22 protein-coding genes and 1 pseudogene are annotated in these 21,307 nt (G+C 48.2%); all 23 read left to right on the forward strand.

The features are described 5' to 3' along the window. Nucleotide 1 precedes the first annotated feature (1 nt). The 23 genes and pseudogenes from flgC (at nt 2) to flhA (ending at nt 21,307) form a co-directional block, all read left to right on the forward strand. Nucleotides 2–424, forward strand: coding sequence for a flagellar basal body rod protein FlgC (flgC, locus tag M0P74_01375; protein ID MCK9362243.1), 423 nt, complete (start codon nt 2–4; stop codon nt 422–424). A 43-nt stretch (nt 425–467) separates the two neighbouring features. Then, nucleotides 468–773: a flagellar hook-basal body complex protein FliE gene (gene fliE, locus M0P74_01380; protein MCK9362244.1), complete on the forward strand. Its 306-nt coding sequence runs from the start codon at nt 468–470 to the stop codon at nt 771–773. 49 nt (nt 774–822) lie between these two features. Further along, nucleotides 823–2,367 carry a flagellar M-ring protein FliF gene (fliF, locus tag M0P74_01385; GenBank protein MCK9362245.1) on the forward strand — a complete coding sequence of 515 codons (1,545 nt, stop codon included), beginning with the start codon at nt 823–825 and terminating at the stop codon, nt 2,365–2,367. A 45-nt stretch (nt 2,368–2,412) separates the two neighbouring features. Next, the gene (gene fliG, locus M0P74_01390; protein ID MCK9362246.1) at nt 2,413–3,408 is read left to right on the forward strand and encodes a flagellar motor switch protein FliG; all 996 of its coding nucleotides are present in this window, start codon (nt 2,413–2,415) and stop codon (nt 3,406–3,408) included. Further along, nucleotides 3,395–4,051, forward strand: a complete 657-nt coding sequence (locus tag M0P74_01395; protein MCK9362247.1) for a flagellar assembly protein FliH — start codon at nt 3,395–3,397, stop codon at nt 4,049–4,051. The genes fliG and M0P74_01395 overlap by 14 nt, the downstream gene beginning before the upstream one ends. Before the next feature lie 28 nt (nt 4,052–4,079). Then, nucleotides 4,080–5,423: a FliI/YscN family ATPase gene (locus M0P74_01400; protein ID MCK9362248.1), complete on the forward strand. Its 1,344-nt coding sequence runs from the start codon at nt 4,080–4,082 to the stop codon at nt 5,421–5,423. 5 nt (nt 5,424–5,428) lie between these two features. Further along, complete coding sequence (gene fliJ, locus M0P74_01405; protein ID MCK9362249.1) at nt 5,429–5,869, forward strand: flagellar export protein FliJ; 441 nt, start codon at nt 5,429–5,431, stop codon at nt 5,867–5,869. Continuing rightward, nucleotides 5,866–6,459: a hypothetical protein gene (locus tag M0P74_01410; protein MCK9362250.1), complete on the forward strand. Its 594-nt coding sequence runs from the start codon at nt 5,866–5,868 to the stop codon at nt 6,457–6,459. The genes fliJ and M0P74_01410 overlap by 4 nt, the downstream gene beginning before the upstream one ends. A 339-nt stretch (nt 6,460–6,798) precedes the next feature. Next, a complete protein-coding gene (locus M0P74_01415; protein MCK9362251.1) occupies nt 6,799–8,955 on the forward strand; it encodes a flagellar hook-length control protein FliK in 2,157 nt (718 codons plus the stop codon). A 22-nt stretch (nt 8,956–8,977) separates the two neighbouring features. Next, complete coding sequence (locus tag M0P74_01420; protein MCK9362252.1) at nt 8,978–9,418, forward strand: hypothetical protein; 441 nt, start codon at nt 8,978–8,980, stop codon at nt 9,416–9,418. Between the two features lie 66 nt (nt 9,419–9,484). After that, a complete protein-coding gene (locus M0P74_01425) occupies nt 9,485–11,035 on the forward strand; it encodes a flagellar hook-basal body complex protein (protein MCK9362253.1) in 1,551 nt (516 codons plus the stop codon). 517 nt (nt 11,036–11,552) lie between these two features. After that, complete coding sequence (locus tag M0P74_01430) at nt 11,553–12,230, forward strand: motility protein A (protein ID MCK9362254.1); 678 nt, start codon at nt 11,553–11,555, stop codon at nt 12,228–12,230. Continuing rightward, entirely contained in the window at nt 12,227–12,961 is a 735-nt protein-coding gene (locus M0P74_01435) for a flagellar motor protein MotB (protein MCK9362255.1), read from the forward strand. Before M0P74_01430 ends, M0P74_01435 begins: the two co-directional genes overlap by 4 nt. Further along, nucleotides 12,954–13,688: a flagellar motor protein MotB gene (locus tag M0P74_01440; protein ID MCK9362256.1), complete on the forward strand. Its 735-nt coding sequence runs from the start codon at nt 12,954–12,956 to the stop codon at nt 13,686–13,688. Before M0P74_01435 ends, M0P74_01440 begins: the two co-directional genes overlap by 8 nt. A gap of 9 nt (nt 13,689–13,697) precedes the next feature. After that, complete coding sequence (locus M0P74_01445) at nt 13,698–14,189, forward strand: flagellar basal body-associated FliL family protein (GenBank protein ID MCK9362257.1); 492 nt, start codon at nt 13,698–13,700, stop codon at nt 14,187–14,189. 26 nt (nt 14,190–14,215) lie between these two features. Then, nucleotides 14,216–15,196, forward strand: coding sequence for a flagellar motor switch protein FliM (gene fliM / locus M0P74_01450; protein ID MCK9362258.1), 981 nt, complete (start codon nt 14,216–14,218; stop codon nt 15,194–15,196). A gap of 222 nt (nt 15,197–15,418) precedes the next feature. Further along, nucleotides 15,419–15,682: pseudogene (fliN, locus tag M0P74_01455) on the forward strand (flagellar motor switch protein FliN). A 44-nt stretch (nt 15,683–15,726) separates the two neighbouring features. Then, nucleotides 15,727–16,131, forward strand: a complete 405-nt coding sequence (fliO, locus tag M0P74_01460) for a flagellar biosynthetic protein FliO (GenBank protein MCK9362259.1) — start codon at nt 15,727–15,729, stop codon at nt 16,129–16,131. After that, entirely contained in the window at nt 16,128–16,913 is a 786-nt protein-coding gene (gene fliP / locus M0P74_01465; GenBank protein ID MCK9362260.1) for a flagellar type III secretion system pore protein FliP, read from the forward strand. The genes fliO and fliP overlap by 4 nt, the downstream gene beginning before the upstream one ends. 41 nt (nt 16,914–16,954) lie before the next feature. Then, entirely contained in the window at nt 16,955–17,224 is a 270-nt protein-coding gene (gene fliQ, locus M0P74_01470) for a flagellar biosynthesis protein FliQ (GenBank protein MCK9362261.1), read from the forward strand. A 118-nt stretch (nt 17,225–17,342) separates the two neighbouring features. Further along, the gene (gene fliR / locus M0P74_01475; GenBank protein MCK9362262.1) at nt 17,343–18,050 is read left to right on the forward strand and encodes a flagellar biosynthetic protein FliR; all 708 of its coding nucleotides are present in this window, start codon (nt 17,343–17,345) and stop codon (nt 18,048–18,050) included. A 111-nt stretch (nt 18,051–18,161) separates the two neighbouring features. Continuing rightward, entirely contained in the window at nt 18,162–19,226 is a 1,065-nt protein-coding gene (gene flhB, locus M0P74_01480) for a flagellar biosynthesis protein FlhB (GenBank protein ID MCK9362263.1), read from the forward strand. 26 nt (nt 19,227–19,252) lie between these two features. Further along, nucleotides 19,253–21,307 carry a flagellar biosynthesis protein FlhA gene (flhA, locus tag M0P74_01485; protein MCK9362264.1) on the forward strand — a complete coding sequence of 685 codons (2,055 nt, stop codon included), beginning with the start codon at nt 19,253–19,255 and terminating at the stop codon, nt 21,305–21,307.

Below are 21,307 nucleotides of genomic sequence, written 5' to 3' on the forward strand. Positions count from 1 at the left end.
GATGGATTTTTCAGCGTCTTTTAAAATTTGCAGTGACGGACTCCAGGCGCAGCGGACCAGAATGGATGTAATAACGAGCAATATTGCCAATGCTGAGACAACGCGCACAGCGGAAGGCGGCCCTTATAAGAGGAAAACCGCGGTTCTTTCGTCGGAACCGCTGGCGAACAGTTTCGGGGAGACCCTGAATAATGCGGTAATGTCGGTTAAGGTGGAAAAGATTGTGGAAGATAACGGGGTGAAGATGGTTTATGACCCGAAGCATCCCGACGCCAATCCGGAAGGATATGTGGCGAAGCCAAATATCAATTTGATGTTGGAGATGGCGGAAATGATCACGGCCAGCCGAAACTATGAGGCATGTGTTACCGCGCTTGACGCGACCAAGAATATGACTTTAAAAACGCTAGATATAGGGAAATAGTAAGGTAATGTAAATACAAAATCGAGGCAAGGGGGTGTTATTTATGGAGGACATGATTATCAGGGGTGGCGATTTACTGCCGCCGGGGTTTGATAAGGTTAAATCCCCGGGGGATAAACAAACCGGAGGAAAAGATTTTTCCCAGGTTCTTAATGAGGCTGTTCAGGGTATTAATCAACTACAGCAAAATGCTGATGAAGCGATTGCCAAGGTTCAGTTAGACAACACGGCAAGCGTCCATGAGGCCCTGATCGCTCTGGAAAAAGCCGATATCTCCTTTCGCGCCATGATGCAGGTGAGGAATAAAATACTGGAAGCGTATCAGGAGGTTATGAGAACTCAGGTTTAAAGGTGGGGAGCGGCTAAAGAGGTATATCCGTATTTAATTGGACAAAAAGATGGACCAATTCGTAGAATTCTTGTCGAAATTAAAGGCTGTGCTTGCTTCCTTTTCGCCGGCGAAGAAAATGTCGCTCGTGGCGGTAACCATAATTGCCCTGGCCGGCATAGGTTTTATTGTTTACTATAGCGGGCAGGTTGAGTATCGGGTGCTTTTCTCCAATCTTTCCAGTGAAGATGCCGGCAGCATAGTAAGTAAACTCCAAGAGAAGAAGGTTCCCTACAGCCTATCGCCGGGTGGAGATGTGGTATCCGTTCCGGCGGAACGGGTCGCGGAATTGAGGCTGGAAATGGCGACCGCCGGGTTGCCCCAGGGCGGAGGCGTCGGATTTGAGATCTTCGATCAAAAGTCTTTTGGCAGTTCAGAATTTGAGCAGCAGATAAATTACCGTCGGGCCCTTCAGGGGGAATTAACCCGTACAATAAACAGTTTGGAGGAGATACAGCAAAGCAGGGTTCATCTGGCCCTTCCCAAAGATTCACTCTTTATTGAGCAGCAGAAGAAGTCAACTGCTTCTGTCACCGTTAAGTTAAAACCGGGGAAGTCGCTTCGTCCCTTGCAGGTAGAGGGCATAGCTCATCTGGTTGCAAGCAGCGTGGAGGGGATGAATGCCGAAGATGTTATAATCGTTGACAGCAAAGGGAATGTCCTTTCCAGCATGCCTTCCGATTCAAAGATAGCGAAAATGACGTCGGCCCAGATTGACTATCAGCGGGCAGCCGAAAAAGAAATGGCCTCGCGCATTCAGTCGCTTCTGGAGAATGTTGTCGGAAAGGGCAAGGCTGTTGTCCGGGTATCTGCCGAGATGGATTTCAGTATTATTGAGCAAACGGAAGAAAAATACGATCCCGAGTCGCCGGTGGTGCGAAGTGTCAAAAGAATGACTGACAAAACCACGGCGCCGGCAAACGCAGCCGCGGATTCCAATAACCAGGAACATGACAAAGCGGACGAGACAATAAACTATGAGATAAACAAGGTGGTCAGCAAGACGGTTCTGCCCGTGGGCGCCGTTAAAAAAATATCCGTGGCTGTTCTGATTGACGGTGTTTACGCTAAAAATGATAAGGGCGCTGAGGTTTATCAGCCGCGAGTACAAAAGGATATAGACGCCCTCGCCGGTCTGGTGCAAAAGTCTGTCGGGATAAACACGGCGCGCGGCGATCAGATTGTTGTCACCGAAATGCCTTTCAGCAAGGTTGATTTGGCAGGCGATCTGCCGGCGCCATCAACCTGGCGGGAAAAATTTTCCTTTTTCTTTCCTTTGATTAAGTATCTGCTGGCATTTATTGCAGTTTTCGTCCTGATTATGTTTTTTGTCAGGCCACTGCTCAAAGAGGTTATGACAAGAGATATCTCTCGTTCCCTGGGAGAGCTGAGAGGGATGTCCGCAGTCGGCGCTCCGGTTGAGGATACCGTTAATATTTCTTCCTTTTCGGAGGGCGGTGCACAGAAAGAATTATCGAATCGTGAGCTTGCAAAGAGACTGGCAGAGGAAGACGCCAAAAAATTTGCAGAAGTACTGAAAACATGGCTTAAATAATCCAGGATTAAGAGGCCTTATTATAAAAAAAGGTATGATGGTTTTATGAATGATGAAGAAAAAGCGGCGATAATGCTACTTGCCCTGGATGAGGATTTAGCCTCCAGGGTAATGAAGAATCTGCGCCCCGCTGATATAAAAAGGTTGGGGAGACAGATGAGTAAAATGACCAATGTCTCTGCGGACACGGTTAATTCGGTGGCAAGTGAGTTTTGCGGAATAGCGAGGGAACAGTGGCATGGTTTGACCGTCAGCTCGGAAACATCGAGGAATATTGTAATGAAGGCGCTTGGGGAACAGGATTCGCAACAGATATTGAGCGATATCGCCAATGATAGAGATTCGGAAAACCCGATTCTTGAAAAATTAAGGGATGTTGATCCAAAGATGCTGGCGGACTTCACTAAAACTGAACATCCCCAGACGATAGCTCTTATTATGGCCCATCTACGTCCCGAGCAGGCGGCGGAAATGCTGGATTGCTATTCGCAGCCGCTCCAGTGCGAGATAACAAAAAGGATGGCGACTCTTAAGGGGGTCCCTTATGAATTCATTGCGGAAGTTGCAAATACACTGGAAAAAGAGATAACCACAGGCGCAAAAAGCGACCGAAAACTTGGCGGGGCCCGTTTCATAGGAGAGATATTGAACAAGATGGGGCGCGTCAGTGAAAGTGCGATTATTTCCGCCCTGGATGAGATTGAACCTGAAATTGCCTCCGAAGTTCGTAATTTCATGTTCAGTTTTGAGGATGTTCTCAAACTCGATGATAAAAGTATCCAGGAGCTGTTGCGCGAGATCAGCTCCGAGGATCTTTCTCGTGCTCTTAAGCTGACTGATGAAAATATGAGGGATAAGATTTATCGTAATATGTCCAAACGGGCAGCGGAAATGCTGAAGGAAGAGATTCAGATGATGCCCCCGATCAGGCTTTCCGAGGTAGAGGCCAGTCAGCGGAAAATAGTAGAAGTAACAAAGAGACTTGAAGATGAGGGGAAGATTGTTATTCAACGAGGGGGGGCGGAGGATGCCTTCGTCTGATACAGTCATTAAAGCAAAAAACGTAAAACTGCTGAAGGGAAGACCAAATTCCGCAGCACTAACTTCAGAAAACAGGGAGGATAGGCAGAGCGGAAGCAGATCATCACAATCAGGGCTCAAATCCCTTGGCCCGGAACAGGAAAAATGGGTAAAGATAATCGATACAGTGAAAAAAGAGGCTTATGAAAAGGGTTTTGCGGAAGGCGAGAAGTTAAGAAAAAAGGAGCTGCTTGATGCGGTTGTCGCAATGTCGGCGGCAGTGAAGGAAATTGGAACACTTAAAAAAAAGTTTTATGAGGAAAATGAAAAAGATGTGCTGCAACTGGCTCTTGCTGTTGCTCGGAAGGTAATTCATACAGAGGTGAGTGCAAGCAGTGATGTCGTTCTGTCAGTCCTGAAAGATGCGGTAAAAGAAATTGCTAATGAAAAGGGCTTGAAAGTGCGGTTAAATCCGGATGACCTGCGCGTGATTATGGAGCTTAAAAATGACCTCTTTCAGGAAAACGCGGCCTTCAAAAACGCAGTTTTTGAGGGCGATGCGGGAATAAAAAGGGGTGGCGTTGCGCTGGAGACGGAGCACCTGGAGGTAGATGCACGTTTGGAAAAACAGCTTGATAAGATAAAGGAATCATTCAAAATATAACTGTATATTTTTCTTAAATAGAGATGCCATGCGCTCAGATCAAATCGATTTTGCCAAGTACCACCATCTTCTCGAGCAGGTCAATGCAATTGCGACAAGCGGGAAGGTAAGCGAAATTACCGGGCTTATGGTGGAAGGTTATGGAACATCCGTTTCCATTGGCGATACGTGCCGAATCTATTCCAATGGTCGGGAAGGTTTTGTAACCGCTGAAGTTGTTGGTTTCAGGCAGGGGAAAGTCCTGATGATGCCTCTTGAAAGCATGCAGGGGCTGGGGCCGGGCTGCAAGATAATGTTTCTGGGCAGAAAGGCGACGACCATGGTCGGCAGTCAACTCCTCGGCAGGGTGGTTGACGGCTTGGGTGCGCCGATTGACGGCAAGGGCGTCGTTCACTTTGAGGATGAATATCCGATCTATGCGGAGCCCATCAATCCTCTGCTCCGGGGCAGAATATCGGCGCCGATGGATCTGGGAATACGCGCCATCAATGGTGTCTTTACCTGTGGCAAGGGACAGCGAATGGGAATTTTTGCCGGTTCCGGCGTAGGCAAAAGCGTCATTATGGGAATGATTGCCCAGGATAGTAAGGCCGACGTCAACGTAATTGGCTTGATTGGGGAAAGGGGTCGGGAGGTACGTGAATTTCTGGAAAAGAATCTCGGCGTGGAGGGCCTCGCAAAATCGGTAGTCGTGGTCTCCGCTTCCGACATGCATCCTTTGATTCGGATGCGGGCCGCCTATGTGGCTACTGCCATCGCCGAATATTTCCGGGACAAGGGGGCGAATGTCCTTCTGATCATGGATTCCCTGACACGCTTTGCGATGGCGCAAAGGGAGGTGGGCCTTGCGGTTGGCGAGCCTCCTACGACCAAAGGCTATACCCCTTCAATTTTCAGCATTCTTCCGAAGCTCCTGGAACGTTGTGGGAGCATCGAGAAAAAGGGCAGCATTACAGGTCTTTATACTGTTCTTGTTGAGGGCGATGATTTCAATGAGCCGATCTCCGACGCGGCGAGGTCCATTCTTGATGGACATATTGCTCTATCAAGGGATTTGGCGAACAAGAATCACTATCCTGCAATCGATCCGCTGCAAAGCATCAGCAGGGCAATGGTTGACATTGTTGATAATGAGCATCGGGAAAGGGCGGGCAGGATTTTGAATATCCTGGCAACATATAAAAAAGCTGAGGATCTGATAAATATCGGCGCCTATGTCAAGGGAAGCAATCCGGAGATAGATTATGCAATCAGCATGGTCGGCAGGGTTAACGCCTTTCTGAAACAGGATATTCATGAAACCGTCGATTTTGAAATTTCGAAAAGGGAATTGTTTGCCCTTTTTGAACCACCTTCTCTTGATATAAGGTAACTGCCATGTTTGCTTTCAATCTCCAGCCGGTGCTTAATTACCGTAAAACCGTTGAAGAAAAAAAACTAACCGAATTTGCCGACATGCAACGGAAACTGGTTGAGGAAAAAAAACTGCTGGAAAGCATATGCAAGGAGAAGCAGCAAATCGTAGAGCAACTGAAAAACATTCAGCAGAGTACGTTTTATGCGTCCGATGTTTCTTTTTCCCTGGCCTATGTCGGAATTCTCAGCGAAAAAGAGCTTATCCAGCAGAAGGTAGTTGCCCGGGTTGCTGTCGAGGTGGAGCGGCTGAGAAGGGAACTGCTGGAAACGGTAAAAGACAGAAAGATGATTGATATTATTAAAGAACACAAGTTGGCGGAATTTAAGATGGGTATTGCCACCCTGGAGCGCAAAGCCATCGAAGAGACGGCCATTCAGTCCTTCGCAAGAAAGAATAAATGAAGAAAATTACGGCATTGGCACAGATTCTGGTGTTTCTTTTTTTTGCCCTGAAGATCGCGGCCTTAGCGGGGGTAATGCAAAAACCTTTATCAGCGCAGGCCCAGACGCCTCCGGTAAAAAGCCAGGACTATTCCGTCCCCGTAAAAACTCCCCAAGGTTCCCTGACAGAAGAAAAAAAGGATTCTAATGACGGGCCGCGCACTCTTATTGCCGCCCTTGAGGAGAAACAAAAAACACTGGACAAGAGGGAGGCTTTTCTGAAAACCGAAGAGCAGAGGCTTTTGGCGCTTAAAAAGGAGATTATTGAAAAGATAGAGTTGTTAAAGGTAGATCAGGAAAAACTCGATGCGGAGCTTGATCGGGCAAATGTGGCCGATTCCAAGAGATTCAAAGATTTGGCCAAGGTTTTCGATTCGACGCCTGCCGCCAAAGCCGGAGCAATGCTGGAGGTCATGGATTTAAAAACCGCCGCAGGGATCACAATGAATATGAAAAAGGATAAGGCCGGCGCTATCTGGGGATATCTAAGCCCCCAGAAGGCGGTAGAAATAACGCGTGAAATAACCAGCGCCGGCAAGCAGAGGCCATGATAAGAACCCTCATAGACAAGATTTTACAATAGAGCCAATTGCAAAACTATTTGTCATTCCCGAATGTCTCTATCGGGAATATGGTTTTTCAAGCAGTTAGAACCAGATTCCCGCTCAGAATCGTTGCGGGAATGACAAGAATGGGGAGTTTTGCAATTACCTCAATAGAAGAAAGTTTTTTCATCCAAGGTAAATTCAGTCGGAATTTTTTTCCCTTTTCCACGATTTCTTGATAATCAATTTTTGTAACTGATTAATATAAATAATCAAATATCAATTTTTTGCTGTGGCATATATATTGCTTTTCTATGCTCCGAAAATAGGATTGGGGCTTAGGCAATGGTAAAAAATGTTTTCACTAAAAACGAGCTTCTCGATTTTAATAACTCTCTCAAAAAGGGTAAAGGCGCTCCCGTGGTTGATGGAGAGATCCTCCTGTCGAGCTCCGAAAATCCTGGCAATGGCAAAGGAAGCGCTTTTTCTTCGCTCCTGCAAAATGGTTTGGATAGTCTGGTTGGCTGCAACAATAACGAAAGTTATGAGGACAATCATCTCAAGTCAGAGCCCCTGTCTGTTTCCGGAACGATTGACAGTGAGTTCCCTAAAGAAAAAATCACCGATGAAATTCTGATGCGATTTCAAGAAGACAAAGTGTCTGCCGATGCGCAATTAGCGCGAACTAAACAAGGTATTGCAATTGATGCGGGATTATCGGGGACGTCTGTGTTTTCTAATGAAGCGTCTTTAGTTGGTGACGAACATATTGAATATGAATATCAGTATGTTACAGTGAATGTGCCAGCGGCATTGCCTGCTGTGGATCAACCTGCAGCGTCGGTCCGTGCTGCTTTCGCCCGTCAGGATGGCGACGTCGCGGTAAAATTATCAGCGGGTACGGCAGTTTCCGGCAACCAGGATGGTGACATTGAGCTGCAAACGCCCTCAAGCAGTCTTGAGCTGCCGGCGGGGAAGCTTGACCGTAAGCTCGTACAGACGCCGGTTCGTGATTATCTCGTACAGATGCCGGTTCGTGATTATGCGGATGCCAAAACAGCGTCTTCCCAGGATAGAGAGATTTTTGCGGCCTACCGGTCGGGAGAAACTCTCACCGCAGCTTCTCCCGAGAGCAGTCGAACTGCGGGAGCGGTTTTACCGCAAGGACAACCGCTGACAGAGGCAGTGCCGGAAAAACATTCAGAAACTTCTTATGCCCAAGCAACGGTAGATTCCCTGGAAATAAGTAGCAGCGAGTTACGGGAAGCATCGGTTGTCTCTGCCTCAAACCCTCAGAAGGGCAGAGGGAGTGTCCTGAGTGAAATATCCGTTGAGCGGCTTGCCGGAAATGTTGGTTTGTCAGAGGCGCAAAATGACAGGGGAAGCTTTCCGGTTGAGAAATCGGTAGATAAGGTTGTCTTGAATACTGGCGCCGGCAATAATTTCCCGGAGGTGGGGAATGTCCCCGCGGCATTGCCTGCAGCAGATCAACCTGCAGCGTCGGTCCATGCTGCTTTCGCCCGTCAGGATGGCGACGTCGCGGTAAAATTATCAGCGGGTACGGCAGTTTCCGGCAACCAGGATGGTGACATTGATCTGCAAACGCCCTCAAGCAGTCTTGAGCTGCCGGCGGGGAAGCTTGACAGTGAGCTTGCACAGACGCCGGTTCGTGATTATGCGGATGCCAAAACAGCGTCTTCCCAGGATAGAGGGATTTTTGCGGCCTACCGGTCGGGAGAAGCTTTAGTCACATTGACTACGGAGAGCAGCCGAAATGCTGGAGCGGTTTTGGCGAAAGACCAGGGGCTGAATGAGGCTGTCCCGAAAAAAAATTTAGAAACGCCCATTTCCCAGACAAAAGTCGATTTACTGGGCATAATCAACCCCAGGGCAGGGGAAGCGTCGCTTTCATCTTCGCAAAAACTGCAAAAGGTCCGAGAAATTTTTCCGACTGAGGAATCCGCAGTCAAGGCTGCCGCCAGTGATATTGTCGAAACTAATTCTTATAATGTCGGTCGCCAGTTCTTCAGCGCGGATATTTCAGCTCCTGCGGAAGGTCGTAATCTTACAGATCAGGTTATGAGTCAATTGCCGGAAGGCGCCTTAAAGGGTTCCAGCCGGGTAAGGATAAATCTGTATCCGGAATCCCTTGGCAGCGTTGATATGGATATTGTTGTCCGCGAAAACAGGGTGCATGTTTTCATAATCGCGGAAAGAGCGGATGTGGTGCAGGCGCTGCAAGGACAGCAGGAACAATTGAAAAACGCTTTGCAGTCCCAGGGGCTGCAGGTAAACAGCCTTGATTTTCAATTACGGGAAAATCCCAACCCAATGAATGACGGTTCCCGGGGGGGCGATCTCTGGCGCCATCAAAATCAGGAGAGAGGGCAAAAAGAAGGGAAAAATTATGAAGCTCCCGTCCTGTCCGGCAGTTTGGGAGCGCTAACCGGAAATATCATGCATAATAGTCAGATGGACCGCACTATAAGCATTTTTGTCTGATAAGTTAAAGGGAGGTGTTGGTATGGTAGATACAACGGGTATAGTAAACAGTGCGAGTGCGACAAGTTCTTCTTCGCAAACTGGTTCAACCGCATCAGCCAGTTCATTGGGCAAGGACGAGTTTTTCAAAATGCTGATAGCGCAATTGAAGAATCAGGATCCTCTAAACCCGCAGGACGGCGCCGAATTCTCCGCCCAGCTTGCCCAGTTTTCGAGTCTCGAGCAGCTGACCAATCTCAATAAGACACTGGAAGCGCAAGGCGCAAGTTACAGCGCTCTTATGAATTTGCAATCGGTAAGCCTGGTTGGCAAGGAGGTAGAGGCAAAAATCGTTGATAAGGACACTGCCGAGAGCAAGACCGTCACCGGCATGGTTTCCGCCGTTCAATTCAGGGATAACTCCATCTTTCTTACAGTAAATGATCAGGAAGTGGCTTTTGGCGATGTGGTATCGGTGAAATAAAGAACCAGCGTTTTCAATGAAGGTAACTTTATAAATCAGAAAAAATAAAACCAGGAGGAATTGAATATGGCAACATCATTATGGATAGGGACAACAGGACTTTCGGGAAGTGAAAAACAGTTGGACGTAATCGCCAATAATCTGGCCAACGCCAATACGCCCGGGTTCAAGGCGTCGGATACATTTTTCAACAGCATGCTGAGCCAGAACCTGGCTGGCGGTTCGCAGCAGCGGGTCGGGCAGGGGGTTGGCGTGTCGGCGATAACGAAGATATTTGATCAGGGGTCTTTTGAATCGTCCGGAAACGCCACCGACGTGGCCATAGACGGAAACGGTTTTTTTATCGTCAAAGACAGTGACAACAGAACGTTGTACACGCGGGCGGGCGGTTTTGAAGTGAATAAGACCGGGTTCCTTGCCGACAAAAACGACTACACGGTGCAGGGACACATGTTTGATGAAACCGGTTTGATAGAAGATACCTCTCTGACTGATATGGATTTGCGCAACATTCAGTCCGTTCCGAAGTCATCTACCACCTTCAGCCTGGGTCTGACGCTTGATTCACAAACCAAGACAGGAGAGACATTCGATGTTTCCCAGGTTCTGTACGATTCGCGCGGCGCTGAACATTCTCTCAGCACAACCTTCATGAAAACCGAGAACGCCAGCTACTGGGGCGTTAAGACCACAATGGATGGCGCAGAGGCAGAAGCACAGCAGTATTCCGGCATCAAGTTTGACTCGCAGGGGTTAGTGGAGATGGTTTACACCGCCGATGTTACGCCTGCTCCTGCTGTAACAACGGCTGGTGATGGGGATGCAGTGCTGAAAGTAAACAATTCCGGTCAGTTATATAAGGATACGACCGCGCCGATTGTCTTGACCAGAGGCGCTGATACAAATACCTGGACATTTACCAATGGTGGGTATGAAAATATGTCGTTAAACTATGGAATTTCTGGCGCTGATGATCTGATCGGCATAGATATGGACGGTATCGGCGGCGACGACATTACTTTTACTCTAACGGGCGCCTGGGCCTTAGATGATGCCATCTCGTTTAACATTGTCCAGAACGAAGAGGCCGCCGTGGATAAAACCGTTCGTTTCTATGCGGCGGGGGGAGCGCTTGCCGATGGCGCAACCATTGGACTCGAGGGCGATCTAACCTGGAATCTGGTGGGAGAAGGCGCCGAGAATATAAGAAGTTTCGCAGCCACTTCCAAGGTTGCTTCGCTTACCATTGACGGTTATGCCCCAGGCACAGTGACCAGTCTGGACGTTAAACCCAACGGACTTGTGGAAGGGATGTTTTCCAATGGGCAGAGGCAGAATGTGGCAAGACTGATGCTTGCTGATTTCGCCAACCTGCAAGGGTTGAACATGACGGGAAGCTACTTTGTCGAAACCAATGAATCCGGCCCGGTCGTAATCAATAAACCCGCAACCGGAGGGCTGGGGCAGATACAATCCCATTCGATTGAGATGTCCAATACGGACACAGGTCGGGAATTTATCAAGATGATCATGGCGCAGCGGGCCTACCAGTCCAGCGCCAAGGTTATAACGACGGCCGATCAGATGACGCAGGTGCTGATGAACGTAAAACAGTAGCAATGAGAAGGTAAGCTTTATCGATAATCGGCAAGGGTGAGTCCATGAACAGGGGCTCCCTTGCCGATTATAATTTTTATGTCAAATATTTGACTTAACGCCCTTTGGCGGCAGGCCTATTCTGCTGCTGCTCCTTTTTTCTCCCCATAAACATCCTATGGAAAGTATGCGCAATTTAAGCCAGCGTGCCGACAAAGGCGATCCGCAGAAGTTTATCTTCGTGTAAGTGCCTGACACGTATATACTGAAACCTGATTCTTGTATAAATTCTTCTTTTGAGCAATAATCAATAGTCTAAATTGCGGCAGCATTTATTATTGCCGTTTTTGAAGGTTTATACAAACAGATTTCGGCGATGGTATGCTAATTGCTTTGATTACTGCCATCGGTTGCGGTGGCAGACCGTTTATCAACATATTGGATGGAATTAATGGATATAGCTACAATAATTGGTATTTTTAGCGCTTTTGGTCTTGTCATTGTTGCAATGTCTTCAGGGGGAGGCTTATCATGGTTTTTGGATCTTCCTTCTGCACTGATCGTTTTTGGCGGCGTTTTCGGCGCTGTCTTTATTTACTACCCGCTTGCGGATGTTTTTGGCGTTTTTAAGGTAGTTAAACATGTTTTCTTGAAAAAACGGGATGGCACAAACGATGTTATTGAAATATTGGTTAAAATGTCAAAAGTTGCCCGAAAAGAGGGTTTGCTGGCCCTGGAAAAAATGGCTGAAAAAATAGACGATCCATTTTTTGTCAAAGCGGCGCACCTTTTGGTTGACGGCATCGAACCGGCAAATGTTGCGAACATTCTGGATACCGAACTTGATTATATCGAAGCAAGGCACCGGTTGGGTGCGGAAATTTTTACAACCATGGGAAATGTGGCCCCGGCGATGGGGATGACCGGGACCTTGATAGGTTTGGTGCAGATGTTGATGCGGATGAGCGATCCCAGTACAATAGGTCCTGCCATGTCGGTTGCCCTTGTTACAACATTTTACGGGGTAATTCTCGCTAACCTCGTTTTTCTCCCGATTGCCGGCAAGCTAAGACGTCTGAGCAATCAGGAGCTGCTGGAAAAACAGTTGATCATTAACGGCATATTGTCGGTGCAGTCGGGCGATAATCCGCGGATAATCGAACAAAAACTGCACTCGTTTATTTCTCCCCAGGAGAGAAGGTCGTTGTTCAAATGATGAAAAAACGGGAATTGAAATATTCCAGTAAAGATGATGCAAGCGAAGACTGGCAGATAACATACAGCTCTCTGTCTTTGATTCTCGTGGTAGTTTTTGTCATGCTCATCTCCTATTCCGTGATGGATAAAAGGAAAATGGGACATTTGCGAGGCGCTGTCAAAAGGGAAGCGAACAATCAGGAAGTTATCAAAGTTGATAGTAAAAACGACAGACTGGCGGGTTCTGAGGGCGATATAGATGGTGCATGGATAAGCGATGCAGTAAATTCGCTGAAAAATTCAGGCGCGGGTTCCGATTTTCGGGACGATGTTACTGTACAGCGGTTTCAGCGAGGGATAAGATTAAGATTTAATAGTGATATGGTTTTTCCCTCCGGCGCTGCAACTGTAAGCGATAAGATTTATCCTTATCTGGAGGAAATCTCCAAAATTGCCGTTGAGCGCGATCTTTTTTTAAGGGTTGAGGGGCATACCGACGATATTCCGATAAACACGGAAGAATTCCCTTCAAACTGGGAATTGTCCACTAAACGCGCTGTAAATATTGTCAGATATCTCATAGAAAAGAAGGGTTTTCCTGCCGAGAGGCTTTCGGCCGAAGGCTTTGGCCAGTATCACCCCCTGGCTGCGAATGCTGATCCTATAGAAAGAAGCAGGAACAGAAGGATAGAAATTTATATTGAGCCAGGAGTCAAAATCTCTTCAGTGCGAGGTAAAAGCCATGAATAGAAGAGTGGATGACCCAGGTGCGGCGTCTAACGGAAAATGGCTGATAACCTTTAACGATATGATTACGCTGCTGTTGACCTTTTTTGTGCTGATTCTTTCAATGTCCACCCTTGAAAAAACGAAGACTGCTGGCATTGCCGATTCGGCAAGAAAGGTTGTTGGCGCCGAGGCGAGTGACGTGAAGGCCCGCAGAGAGGAGCCCAAATCTATAACGTCATCCTTGCAGGATAAGGATATCGAGAGCGTTAAACGGAAAAAAGAAAATGGAGAGTCGCCTGATGATCCCGTTGCCGGCAGGCGAAACGTTGTTGCCGGGAGGCTTGAGAACATTGATGGGGTAAAAACAACCCCCACTCAAAACGGGCTTTTCCTTTCTTTGAATGAAAAATTCCTTTTTCCCTCCGGATCGGCGGATATTTCAGAAAAAGGGGCTAAGATATTAGAAACAATCGCTGAAATTTTAAGCAAGGCCAATGTTTCCGTACGCGTCGAAGGTCATACGGATGCAACGCCGATATACAGCAGTAAATACCCGTCCAACTGGGAGCTGTCCATGGCGCGCGCCGCAAGGGTCGTCCGCTGGCTGGCGGAATCAGGCGAAATAGCTCCGGAAAGTCTGTCCGCCGCCGGATATGCCGATACCCGCCCTGCGGCGCCCAACGATAGCGAACTCAATCGGCAGGCTAATCGGCGGGTGGATATTGTTTTAACTTTCCTGAAACTTTGAGAGGTGAATATGGCAAAGGAAGAAGCAGAGGATAAACAGGAAGAGGTTCCGGTAAAAAAGAAATCGTCTGTAAAGCTGATAATCATAATTCTGATCGCCTTGCTTGTGGTTGGCGGCGGGGTTGCCGGCGGGCTTTATTTTTTGGGTCATAAGGGAGAAACGGATAAAAAAGATACTAAGAAACCAGCAGCGCCGCTCGTCGGTCCTCTTTGGTCCCTTGATCCCTTTATCGTAAATCTTGCCGAAAATCAGGGGGAAAGATTCCTGAAGATAGTAATTCAACTGGAACTGTCCGACCCGGCAATTATTGCCGATATGGAAATTTTGAAGCCAAAGATAAGGGATAATCTCCTGGACTTGTTGACAGCGAAAACCTATGCCGAACTGATGGAACCGGCAGGTAAACAGCGCCTTCGCGATGAGATTGTTCTCCGCTTAAACAGTTTTTTAACAAAAGGCAAGGTGCTGAAGGTTTATTTTACGGAATTTATCGTTCAGTAATTTTTCAGGACAGTAGAGGCGCAGACATGGCGAATATATTGAGTCAGGAAGAGGTTGACGCCCTGCTCAGGGGCATCTCCGGCGGAGAGGTAGAAACAGAGGTTGTCGATAAAACTGTTTCAGAGGGGGTTGTCTCTTATGACTTGACAAGTCAGGACCGAATCATCCGCGGGCGGATGCCGACCCTGGAGATGATGAACGAGAAATTTTCCCGAATATTCAGAGGCACGATGTCTTCAACCTTAAGAAAGGTTGTAAACGTCAGCGCCATGTCCACGGATATGTTGAAATTTGGGGAATTCATGAAGACGCTTCCCGTTCCGACCAGCATGCATCTTTTTAAAATGGATCCCCTGCGGGGAAGCGCCCTGTTTGTCTTTGAGTCAAAAATTATTTTTACGCTGGTTGATTTAATCTTCGGCGGTTCAGGAACTGCCCCTTACAAGATTGAAGGGCGGGAGTTTACCCCGATTGAGAACAACCTGATAAAGAAAATCGTCCTCAGCGCGTTGGCTGATCTGGAGGTAGCCTGGAAGTCGCTTCTTGATATCAAGATTACCTACCTGCGCTCGGAGATTAATCCGCAATTTGCCCAGATCGTTCCCCCCACGGACGTGGTGATCGTGATTAATTATGAGGTGGAGCTGGAATACACCACAGGCGTTATGTCTGTGTGCATTCCCTATTCTTCCCTTGAACCCATCAGGGAAAAATTGCAGGCGGGCTATCAGAGCGAAAATATGGAAGTGGATAAGGTATGGGCGGGAAGGTTTAAGGATTACATGATGATGGCCGGGTTGGACATTGCTGTGGAGTTGGGAAAAACCAATATCAACGGCAGGGATTTGTTAAACCTTCAAAAAGGGGATGTCATACGTCTGAATCAATTCGCGGCCGATCCGCTGACCGCATTTATCGAAGGTGTCGCAAAGTACAGGGTCGAACCTGGCTGTCACAAGGGCAATATGGCCGGTCGGATTACAGAACTAATTGCAAAAGAGGCATAGATTATGGATCAGAATGAACTTGATCGCTTGATGAACGAGATGTCGGCGTCGCCGGAGGGCGGAGATAATGCAGCCAAGAGCGGCAATGATGATAACCTTTCCTGGGACGATGTTCAGCAGGAAATGGCGGAATCAAAGAAGGAGGCGCCCAAGACAGAAGTCGATGAGGTCCGTTTTGAGGAGCTTGCCGACAATCGTCCGCACAAAGGGCCGAATGATAAAGGCGTCCTGGATATGGATTTCATCCTCGATATTCCCCTCACCTTGACGGTGGAACTGGGAAGAAACCGCTTGTTGATAAGTGAACTTCTTCAGCTTGGGCAGGGGTCGGTAATAGAGCTTACAAAACTCGCCGGGGAACCGATGGATATATATGTCAACCAACGCTTGATAGCCAGGGGTGAAGTGGTTGTCGTCAATGAGAAATTCGGCGTGCGCCTGACGGATATTGTTTCTCCCGCCGAGCGGGTGAACCGGCTGAAATGAGTGTTTGCCGGCGTCGGACACTTTTACGCAAAGGATGATTTTTGATGGAATCCGTTTCAATTATGTCATCATTCCTGAACATGATTTTTGCCCTTGCAGTGATCCTTGGCCTGCTGCTGGGGGCGGTCTATCTGCTGAAAAAATTCTTGCCCAATGCGGCGCCGGCCTTTGTTGATAATTCAATTATTAATATTGTTTCAGCGCGCTATCTCGGTCCTAAAAGCAGTGTCATGATCTTGGAAATTCTGGGAAAGGTGATTGTAATTGGGGTTTCCGCCGACAAATTGTCATATCTGACTGAAATATCAGGGGAAGAGGCTCTGGAAAAACTGAAAAAATTCAAAGAACAGAATAGATCTCTGCCGTCATTTACCGATTACATGAAGAAAAACAGGTTTTTTAACAGGCTGGAGGTTTTCTTCAAGGAAAGGCGCGGCATGAGGAAATGACTAAAGTAAAGACGAAAAATAATGCCGTCTGGACTATGATTCTTCTGAGCGCGATAATATTTCTCATTATTATTTCTGACAGCAGCGGTTATGCCCAATCATTGACGCTGCCGAATATCAATCTGAGCATTGGTGGCACGGCCGACGAACCGGGCAAGGTCGCGGCGGTTATTCAGTTTCTCTTCATGCTTACCGTCCTGTCGATGGCGCCGGCTATCCTGCTTATGCTGACGTCCTTTACGCGGGTTCTGGTGGTTTTGTCGTTGCTTCGCCATGCCCTGGGCACCCAGCAAATGCCGCCCAACCAGATAATCATTGGGCTGTCGCTGTTCCTGACCATGTTCATAATGGCGCCGGTCTGGCAGCGGGTCAATACCGATGCCCTTCAGCCTTATTACGAAGAGCAGATTTCCTGGGAAGAGGTGCTTTCCCGGGGGGCTGTTCCCATCAAGGATTTTATGCTCCGTCAGACAAGGGAAAAGGACATTGCCCTTTTTGTTAATATTTCCAAGGAGAAAAGACCGGAAAAACCATCCGCTGTATCACTGTCGGTACTCATTCCCTCCTTCATCATCAGTGAGCTGAAGACGGCATTCCAGATTGGGTTTATGGTTTATCTGCCTTTTTTGATTATCGATATGGTGGTTGCAAGCATTCTTTTGTCAATGGGGATGATGATGCTGCCGCCGGTCATGGTCAGCATGCCATTCAAACTGCTCCTTTTTGTGCTTGTAGATGGCTGGAATCTGATCGTCGGATCGCTTGTGCAGAGTTTTAAATAGTAAATGCATGTATTTGGAATTAATTGGTAAGGTGAACAATTATGACCCCTGATGCGGTTGTTGGTCTTATGGCGGAGGCCATAAAGGTTACCATGCTGGTTGCGGCGCCGGTACTGATTGTCGGGCTTGTGATTGGTGTCTTGATAAGCATCATTCAGGCGGTGACGCAGATACAGGAGATCACCCTTGTATTTGTGCCTAAAATTATCGCGGTCATGGTTGTGCTCGTGGCTGCATTGCCCTGGATGATCAACATGATGGTTTCCTACACCCACAATTTGATCGCCAGCATTCCCATGGCAATAAAATAGCGCCGCTTCATATAAACGATTGACTACGGATATTGGATCGATGCGACTCCCTCTTTTTTCATTGGAATTGACAGAAGGATTTATCTTTGTCCTGATCAGGGTAAGCTCTATTCTAATGATGGTTCCTGTGTTTGGAGATTCAAGAATCCCGGCTTCAGTGAAATGGGGACTATCCTTATTGATCTCCCTTATGCTGTTCCCGGTCGTCCGAGCGGGCTTTTCGGAAGCAGGAAATTTTACCAACCTTTTGTTTATCTCGGGCATTGCCGGTGAAATGTTAATCGGCGTAACTATCGGGTTTGCCGCGAGACTCGTTTTTGCAGGCATCCAGATTGCCGGCGAGATACTGGGTTTTCAGATGGGCTTTTCGTTTGCGAGCGTAGTCGATCCGCTGACGAACATTCAGGTCACCGTCATTTCCGAGTTTCAATATTTATTGGGAATGCTGCTCTTTATGAGCGTCAACGCCCACCACATCTTCATATCCGCCATTGCTGACAGCTATTTGCTGTTCCCTCCGCTGGGCGTTCATTTTACCGGCGCTTTCTTTCAGGGGCTGCTGATTCTTTTCCGGGAGATATTTGTTATCGCAATCAAGATCAGCGCCCCGGTGATGGCGGTTCTGCTTTTTTCCAATATTGCAATGGGGATGGTTGCCCGGACGGTTCCGCAGATGAATGTATTTGCAATAAATTTTCCTCTCCAGATCGGCATTGGTCTTATGTTTATCGGGCTTGCCGCCCCTGTTTTTGTAAGAATGGCAGCGCAGATATTTTTGAGCCTGTCCGGCGATATAAGCGCCCTTATGAGATTAATGCGCATCTGAAGGATGAGGGCAATCAGCAGGCAGCGATCAGCCTAAAGCCGCCTGTCGGAATATTGACGGTTACCGGAAATTTTGACGGAAACTACCGTCGCTTTAAAAAAGGTATGGACGATGGCCGAAGAAAAAGATGAAGGGCAGGAGAAAACCGAGCAGGCTACACCCAAGCGCAAGGAAGAAGCTCGGGAAAAGGGGCGGGTTGCCAGGAGCAGGGAGGTTCCTTCCGCCGCCATCCTTTTTGCCAGTTTGATCTATTTCTATTTCAATTCCAGCGGCCTTTTTAAAAAAATTATGTCCTTAGTCGCCTCGATCTTCAGTTCCGCGGGGCAGACGGCGATCAACGTAAATAACATTTCTTTTCTTCTTATAGCATTGATGTCAAAGGTTTTTTTTATCATGATGCCGCTTTTTGCCGTGATCTTCCTGATCTCAATTTTGGCGAATGTCGTGCAAGTGGGGTTTCTCTTTTCGTCCTCCGTCCTGCAGCCGGAGTTTTCCAAAATCGATCCTCTTAAGGGACTAAAAAGGCTCTTTTCCCTTAATTCCGTAGTGGAGTTGATAAAAAATATCCTCAAGATGCTGGTGATCGGGATAGTTTCCTATGTTGTGGTGAAAAATGAGGTAAAGGGCTTTCTGCTGCTTGCCGATCAGACCGTCTGGGAGATCCTGATTTACATCGGGCGAATTACCTTTAAAATTTTGCTTTCAACCGGTTGGGTGCTGATCGCCATTGCAATCTTTGATTATGCCTATCAGCGCTGGGAATATGAAAAAGGGTTGAAGATGACAAAGCAGGAAATAAAGGATGAATTCAAGAATACGGAAGGCAACCCTGCCATTAAGGGGAGAATAAAGCGCCTGCAGCGGGAAATGGCCCGCAAGCGAATGATGGCTGCCGTGCCGAAGGCGGATGTCGTCATCACTAACCCAACCCATTTGGCGGTCGCTTTGAAGTACGACCAGAAAAAAGAGATTGCGCCACGGGTGATTGCCAAAGGCGCCGGTTTTATAGCCGCGAAAATAAGGGAGATAGCGGGGGAAAACGCCGTTCCGTTAGTGGAAAACAAGCCTCTGGCACAGGTATTGTATAAGATGGTTGATGTTAATGATTTGATCCCGGAGAATCTCTATCGTTCCGTGGCCGAGGTTTTGGCGTATGTTTACAACCTCAAAAAATGATAACTTAAAGATTATAAATATTTACTATGGCAGATGATTTAAAAAAACATAAGAGTGATGCAAGCAGCGCGGTGGTTTCGATAAGCGTGGTCGCGATTCTGATCGTCATGATTTTGCCGATGCCGGCAGTAGCGCTTGACATCCTGCTTTCGATCAGCCTGACCGCCGCCATCATCATCCTGATGATGTCCATGTACGTTAGGAAGCCGCTGCAATTTTCCATTTTCCCCTCGGTGCTTTTGATCGTCACCCTGCTTCGCCTTTCGTTGAATCTGGCTTCGACGCGGCTCATCCTGCTGCACGGCAACGAGGGGGTGGAGGCGGCGGGTCAGGTGATAAAGTCGTTCGGGACATTTATCGTCGGCGGCAACTATGTTGTCGGGTTTGTTGTCTTTATTGTCCTGGTCATCATCAACTTTGTCGTCATAACCAAGGGTGCAACCAGGATTGCCGAAGTGGCGGCCAGGTTTACACTCGATGCGATGCCCGGCAAGCAGATGAGCATCGATGCAGATTTGAACACCGGCCTTATTTCCGATACGGAGGCGCGCAAAAGAAGAAGGGAAATAGAGCGCGAGTCGAGTTTCTATGGGGCGATGGATGGCGCGAGCAAATTTGTGCGCGGCGACGCCATTGCCGGAATTATTATTACCGCCGTTAATATTATCGGCGGGCTGATCATCGGCATTCTGCAGCAGGGGATGCCGATTGCCGAAGCGGCGCGTAATTACACCCTGCTTACCGTCGGCGACGGGCTTGTTTCCCAGGTGCCGGCGTTGATCGTTTCCACGGCAGCCGGCATGCTTGTCACCAGAACCGCCGAGGAGAGCGAATTGGGGGTAGAGCTGAAGAATCAAATCTTCAGTCAGCCGAAGGCCGTTGGCGCTGCCGCACTCCTGCTTTTCATCTTTGCGCTCATCCCCGGCATGCCGAAGTTTTCCTTTATGTTGATAGCCGGCCTAACCGGCTTACTGGCCTTTTTCATGCTGCGGTCGGCGCGAACTGCCGCCCCGGAGGAGGCGCCTCCGGTGGCGCCGGTGGAGGAGGCGGCTGAGGGCGTGGTTCCCTTTGATCTTTTGGGGTTGGAGGTAGGGTACGGGTTGATTTATCTTGTCGATGCCTCGCAAAACGGCGAATTGCTGGCCAAGATCAAGGCCTTAAGAAAGCAAATTGCCCAGGAGCTGGGGTTTGTGGTGCCTTCCATCCATATCAAGGACAATCTTCAACTTAAACCTAACGAGTATTCAGTACTTATGAAGGGTGTGGAGATTGCCGGGTCGGAATTGATGCCGGGGTACAGCCTTGCCATCACCACGGATGTAAAAGGGGAAAAAATAAGAGGAATTGAAACAAAAGAGCCGGCCTTCTCGCTACCGGCCGTCTGGGTTACGGACGCGGAAAAAGAAAGATTGCAGATGAAGGGGGTCGTGGTAGTAGATCCGGCTACCGTCTTGGTGACGCATCTCACCGAAATTCTTAAATCGCATGCGGATGAGCTATTGGGCAGGCAGGAGGTGCAGCAGCTCCTCGACAACCTGAAGGAGACATATCCGAAGCTGATCGAAGAGGTGGTGCCGAAGATTGTTCCCTTGGGAACCCTGCAAAAGGTAATGCAGAAGCTTCTCCGGGAACGGGTTTCCATCCGTGATCTTCAGAGCATCCTTGAGACATTGGCCGATTACATGTCGCTGACCAAAAATGTCGATGTTCTGACCGGTTATGTACGGCAGTCGCTGGCCCGGGCCATTACCAGACAGTATCAGGATCCCAGTGGCAACATTACCGTCATGATGATTTCCCCCGCGGTGGAGGATAAAATTACCGGCGCGGTTCAGCATACGGAGTTTGAGTCTTTTGTTTCCCCCGATCCGAACATGGTGAAGGGGCTGGTCGGCAATCTGCAAAAACTGATCGTCTCCTTCACCGAAAAAGGACTCCAGCCGATTATTCTTTGCTCGCCCAATACGAGGATTTATCTCCGCAAAATACTGGAGAAATTTTTCCCGAATCTGGTCGTGCTGTCCCATAATGAAATTGTGCGGGACGTAAACATCCGCTCCCTCGGCATGGTGGAGTTGTAA

The organism is Syntrophales bacterium (genome assembly GCA_023229765.1).
Lineage (GTDB): Bacteria > Desulfobacterota > Syntrophia > Syntrophales > UBA5619 > DYTH01.

Bases quoted from the DNA above. Each gene is read 5' to 3' on its own strand.
- M0P74_01445 (MCK9362257.1), top strand. From the start codon at position 13,698: ATGGCAAAGGAAGAAGCAGAGGATAAACAGGAAGAGGTTCCGGTAAAA.
- M0P74_01395 (MCK9362247.1), top strand. From the start codon at position 3,395: ATGCCTTCGTCTGATACAGTCATTAAAGCAAAAAACGTAAAACTGCTG.
- M0P74_01425 (MCK9362253.1), top strand. From the start codon at position 9,485: ATGGCAACATCATTATGGATAGGGACAACAGGACTTTCGGGAAGTGAA.
- flhB (MCK9362263.1), top strand. From the start codon at position 18,162: ATGGCCGAAGAAAAAGATGAAGGGCAGGAGAAAACCGAGCAGGCTACA.
- M0P74_01440 (MCK9362256.1), top strand. From the start codon at position 12,954: ATGAATAGAAGAGTGGATGACCCAGGTGCGGCGTCTAACGGAAAATGG.
- fliR (MCK9362262.1), top strand. From the start codon at position 17,343: ATGGTTCCTGTGTTTGGAGATTCAAGAATCCCGGCTTCAGTGAAATGG.
- M0P74_01410 (MCK9362250.1), top strand. From the start codon at position 5,866: ATGAAGAAAATTACGGCATTGGCACAGATTCTGGTGTTTCTTTTTTTT.
- flhA (MCK9362264.1), top strand. From the start codon at position 19,253: ATGGCAGATGATTTAAAAAAACATAAGAGTGATGCAAGCAGCGCGGTG.
- fliF (MCK9362245.1), top strand. From the start codon at position 823: ATGGACCAATTCGTAGAATTCTTGTCGAAATTAAAGGCTGTGCTTGCT.
- fliG (MCK9362246.1), top strand. From the start codon at position 2,413: ATGAATGATGAAGAAAAAGCGGCGATAATGCTACTTGCCCTGGATGAG.
- flgC (MCK9362243.1), top strand. From the start codon at position 2: ATGGATTTTTCAGCGTCTTTTAAAATTTGCAGTGACGGACTCCAGGCG.
- fliO (MCK9362259.1), top strand. From the start codon at position 15,727: ATGGAATCCGTTTCAATTATGTCATCATTCCTGAACATGATTTTTGCC.
- fliQ (MCK9362261.1), top strand. From the start codon at position 16,955: ATGACCCCTGATGCGGTTGTTGGTCTTATGGCGGAGGCCATAAAGGTT.
- fliM (MCK9362258.1), top strand. From the start codon at position 14,216: ATGGCGAATATATTGAGTCAGGAAGAGGTTGACGCCCTGCTCAGGGGC.
- M0P74_01415 (MCK9362251.1), top strand. From the start codon at position 6,799: ATGGTAAAAAATGTTTTCACTAAAAACGAGCTTCTCGATTTTAATAAC.
- fliJ (MCK9362249.1), top strand. From the start codon at position 5,429: ATGTTTGCTTTCAATCTCCAGCCGGTGCTTAATTACCGTAAAACCGTT.
- fliP (MCK9362260.1), top strand. From the start codon at position 16,128: ATGACTAAAGTAAAGACGAAAAATAATGCCGTCTGGACTATGATTCTT.
- M0P74_01400 (MCK9362248.1), top strand. From the start codon at position 4,080: ATGCGCTCAGATCAAATCGATTTTGCCAAGTACCACCATCTTCTCGAG.
- M0P74_01435 (MCK9362255.1), top strand. From the start codon at position 12,227: ATGATGAAAAAACGGGAATTGAAATATTCCAGTAAAGATGATGCAAGC.
- M0P74_01420 (MCK9362252.1), top strand. From the start codon at position 8,978: ATGGTAGATACAACGGGTATAGTAAACAGTGCGAGTGCGACAAGTTCT.
- fliE (MCK9362244.1), top strand. From the start codon at position 468: ATGGAGGACATGATTATCAGGGGTGGCGATTTACTGCCGCCGGGGTTT.